This is a genomic window from Roseovarius gaetbuli (assembly GCF_900172365.1).
Classification (GTDB): Bacteria; Pseudomonadota; Alphaproteobacteria; order Rhodobacterales; family Rhodobacteraceae; genus Roseovarius; species Roseovarius gaetbuli.
Window position 1 is genome coordinate 1 of the sequence record NZ_FWFJ01000121.1, and the last position, 1,198, is coordinate 1,198.

A 1,198-nucleotide genomic window follows, 5' to 3' on the forward strand; every position below is an offset into this window, starting at 1 on the left:
GGTAATCCCCCCATTTTCAATGGGGTCCAGCCGTAGAAATCACGCAGCTGTTTTCAGTTTCATAGCGGGTGTTATGCCGCCGATGCCCATGTTGGGGCGCTCATTGTTGTAAGTCCAGAGCCATTGCGTTGCCTGATCCTGTGCCTCCTCGATGGTTTCAAAGATATATTGGCTCAGCCATTCGCCGCGAACCGTGCGGTTGTAGCGCTCGATATAAGCGTTTTGCTGGGGCTTCCCGGGTTGGATGTATTCGAGCCTAACGCTATGTTTTTCAGCCCATTCCATGAGCTTGCCACTGACATATTCGGGCCCATTGTCGATCCGAATGGCCTGCGGCTTTCCGCGCCACTCGATGATCTGGTTCAGGCTGCGCACGACGCGCTCAGCGGGCAGTGAGAAGTCCACTTCAATGCACAAACCCTCGCGGTTGAAGTCATCCAGGACGTTCAGTGTCCGGATCGAACGACCGTCGGCCAACTGATCCGCCATAAAATCCATCGACCACGTCTCATTGGGCCTGTCAGGCACGGCTAACGGCTCCGGCTTGTCCCGCTTCAGCCGTTTCTTGGGTTTGATCCGTAGATTCAGCTCCAGCGCGCAGTAAATCCGGTAGACGCGTTTGTGGTTCCAGCCATAGCCTTGAACGTTGCGCAGATACAGAAAACACAGACCAAAGCCCCAGGTGCGTTTGTTTGTCGTCAGACGTTCCAGCCAATCAGCAATCTCCTCGTTCTCGTCACTCAGCGTTGGGCTGTACCGGTAACACGTCTCACTGATCTGGAACGTCCTGCATGCCAGCGCGACACTGACCCCACGCACCGCCACCACCGTCATGGCCATCTCACGTCGTTGAGACGGCCTTAAGACTTTTTTCCGAGGGCTTCCTTGAGCAACTCATTCTGCATGCTCATCTCGGCATACATCTTCTTGAGCCTGCGGTTCTGCTCGGCCATGTCCTTCATCTCGGCAATCAAAGACGCATCCATCCCGCCAAATTTGGCCCGCCATTTGTAAAAGCTGGCGCTGCTCATCCCATGCTCCCGACACAGCTCAGAGACCGGCACACCACCCTCCGCCTGCTTCAGGATCGTCATGATCTGAGCGTCGCTAAATCGTCCGTTCTTCATCGTAAATCTCCTCAGATATCTTGCCGAGAAAATTCTACTTTTGAACACCACTAATTTTGGGGGGGATTACC

General features: G+C 54.5%; 1 protein-coding gene. It reads right to left on the minus strand.

Annotated elements, in window-relative coordinates; translation table 11 throughout:
- Positions 1–39: 39 nt before the first annotated feature.
- A protein-coding gene (locus tag ROG8370_RS19850; protein WP_139838252.1) for an IS3 family transposase occupies positions 40–1,127 on the minus strand; the annotation gives its coding sequence in 2 pieces (ribosomal slippage) (positions 40–866 and positions 866–1,127; 1,089 coding nt in all).
- Between the last annotated feature and the right edge of the window lie 71 nt (positions 1,128–1,198).